The sequence below is a fragment of the Burkholderia sp. SJZ089 genome (genome assembly GCF_007828315.1).
In the GTDB taxonomy this organism is placed as follows: Bacteria; Pseudomonadota; Gammaproteobacteria; order Burkholderiales; family Burkholderiaceae; genus Burkholderia; species Burkholderia gladioli.
In genome coordinates this window covers 1-3,161 of sequence record NZ_VIUM01000054.1, presented here as the reverse complement: position 1 = coordinate 3,161, position 3,161 = coordinate 1, and the positions used below count along the sequence as shown (strand labels likewise).

Below are 3,161 nucleotides of genomic sequence, written 5' to 3'. Positions count from 1 at the left end.
TTCGTTCCCTCGATGCTCAATATCTTCCTGGGCACCGAGGGGGTCCAGGCTTGCACCTCCCTGCAGCGGCTCGTCTGCAGCGGCGAGGCCCTGCCCGTTGCCGCGATCCGGCGCTGCCAGGCCTTGTTGCCCGCCGCGCGGATCCACAATCTCTACGGCCCGACCGAGGCCGCGATCGACGTGACCGCCTGGACCTGCCCGCCGGACTATGCCGGCTCGACGGTCCCCATCGGCCGCCCGATCGCCAATACGCGGATCTACCTGCTCGACGAGCACGGGCAGCCCGTGCCGCTGGGCGCGGTCGGCGAGCTGCATATCGGCGGCGTGGGCGTCGCGCGTGGTTATCTCAACCGCCCCGAACTCACCGCCGAGCGCTTCGTGCGCGATCCCTTCGCCAGTGATGTCGAAGCGCGCATGTATCGCACCGGCGATCTCGCGCGTTACCTGCCCGACGGCAATATCGAATACCTCGGCCGCAATGACTTCCAGGTCAAGATCCGCGGCTTCCGGATCGAGCTCGGCGAGATCGAGGCACGGCTCGTGGAATATCCCGCCGTGCGCGAGGCGGTCGTGCTCGCGATCGGCGACGGCGCCGACAAGCGTTTGGTCGCCTATGTGGTGGCCAAGCACGACGAGCAGTTGATCGGCGCGATCCGCGACCACCTCGCCGCGCAGTTGCCCGACTACATGGTGCCCACCGCCTTCGTGCGGCTCGACGCCCTGCCGCTCAGCCCCAACGGCAAGCTCGATCGCCGCGCGCTGCCCGCGCCCGATTCGTCCGCGCTCGCGCGCCAGGCTTATGAAGCGCCCCAAGGCGAGATCGAATGCGTGCTCGCCGAGATCTGGGCCGAGCTGCTCGGCGTCGAGCGCGTCGGCCGCCATGACAGCTTCTTCGCACTCGGCGGGCATTCCCTGCTCGCCGTGCGGCTGACCGAACAACTGCGCCAGCGAGGGCTGGGACTGGCTGTTCGCGACCTGTTCCAGACCTCCGACCTGAGCACGCTCGCCCAGCGCCTGGAACAGCAGCGCGGACAATCCCGCGAAATCCAGGTACCCGACAACCTGATCACCCGCGAGACCCAGGCGATCACGCCCGAGTTGCTGCCCCTCGTCAGCCTCACCCAGCCCGAGATCGATCATCTGGTCCAGCAGGTGCCGGGTGGCGTGAGCGCCATCCAGGACATCTACGCGCTCTCCCCGCTGCAGGACGGCATCCTCTTCCATCACCTGCTCGCCACCCGCGGCGACCCCTACCTGCTGATTCGCCAGGTCGCCTTCGCCTCGCGCGAGCACCTGGATCGCTATCTCGATGCCGTGCAGCAGGTGATCGCCCGACACGACATCCTGCGCACCGCCTTCTTCTGGGAAGGCCTGTCTCGTCCCGCGCAAGTCGTGTTGCGCGAAGCGCCGCTGATCCTCACCGAGCTGGCGTTCGATCCCGTCGACGGCCCCGTCGCCGAGCAACTGGCCCGGCACTTCGATCCGCGCGAGCACCGCATCGACCTGGGCCAGGCGCCGCTGCTGCGCTTCGCCGCCGCCCGGGACGAGCAAGGCCGCTGGCTGCTGATCGAGCTGCTGCATCACCTGGTCGGCGATCACTCCACCGTCGAGATCCTGCACCGGGAAGTCCGCGCCATTCTGGCCGGAAGCGCCGCCCGGTTGCTGCCGGCCCAGCCGTTCCGCAACGCGATCGCGCAAGCGCGTCTCGGCGTGAGCCAGCAGGAGCATGAAAACTTCTTCCGCGCCATGCTGGCCGACGTGGACGAACCCACGCTGCCCTTCGGCCTCACCGAGGTGCATCTCGACGGCTCCCGGCTCAACGAAGCGCATCACACGCTGCCATCGTCCCTGAACGACCGCCTGCGCGCGCAGGCGCGACGCCTGGGCGTGAGCCTGGCGAGCCTGTGCCACCTGGCCTGGGCGCAAGTGCTCGCTCGCGCCAGCGGACAGGATCGCGTCGTGTTCGGCACCGTCATGTTCGGCCGCATGCAAGCCGGTGAAGGCGCCGACCAGGCCATGGGCCTGTACATCAACACGCTGCCCTTGCGCATGGACCTGGGCGAGACCGGCGTGGAGCAGGCGGTACGCGACACGCACGCGCTGCTGGCCAGCCTGATCGATCACGAACACGCCTCGCTCGCGCTCGCGCAGCAATGCAGCGGCGTGCCCGCCGGCTCGCCGCTGTTCAGCGCGCTGCTGAACTACGTGCACAGCACGGTTTCGGTCAACGAAGACGATCAGGCCATCGGCCTGGAGTTCCTGAGCGTCCAGGAGCGCTCCAATTACCCGTTCTCGATGTCGGTGGAGGATTTCGGGCACGCCCTGGTCCTGATCGCCCAGTTGGTCGATCCCTTCGACGCGAAGCGCCTTTGCGCTTATTTCGAGCAGGCGCTCGTCAGCGTGGTCGAGGCACTCGATGGGAGGCCGTCGATGCCGGTCCGGCAGCTGGAGATCCTGCCGCCCGAGGAGCGCGAGCTGCTGCTGCACACCTGGAACGCCACCGAGCAGGCCTACCCCGCCGAGCTCTGCCTGCACCACCAGTTCGAGTTGCATGCCGAACACACCCCCGATGCCGTCGCCCTCGTCTTCGAGGATCGCGCGATCAGCTATGCCCAGCTCAACGCCCAGGCCAACCGGCTCGCTCACGAGCTGATCGCCCTCGGCGTGCGGCCCGATGCCCGCGTCGCCCTCTGCGTCGAGCGTTCGCCGGCCCTCGTCATCGGCCTGCTCGCCATCCTCAAGGCCGGCGGCGCCTATCTCCCGCTCGACCCCGCCTATCCGCCCGAGCGCCTGGCCTATATCCTTGCCGATGCCGATCCCGCCATCGTGCTCGCCGATGCCGCCGGCCGCGCCGCCCTCGGCCACGCCGCGCTCGACGGCCGCCGCCTGCTCGACCCCGACACGCTGCCCGAGCGCCCCGCGTCCAACCCCGTCGTGCCCGGCCTCACCTCGCGGCACCTCGCCTATGTGATCTACACCTCGGGCTCCACCGGCAAGCCCAAGGGCGTGATGGTCGAGCACCGCGGAACGCTCAACCTCGCCCAACTCCAGCGCCAGAACTTCGCCATCCTGCCCAGCAGCCGGATCCTCCAGTTCGCCTCCTGCGCCTTCGATGCCAGCGTCTGGGAAGTCGTGATGGCCCTGGGTTGCGGTGCCACCCT

The 3,161-nt window shown here is 68.8% G+C and carries 1 pseudogene; it reads left to right on the top strand.

The features are described 5' to 3' along the window. Positions 1 to 12 precede the first annotated feature (12 nt). Positions 13 to 3,161 (top strand): annotated as a pseudogene (locus tag FB600_RS36930) (AMP-binding protein); the annotation flags it as partial.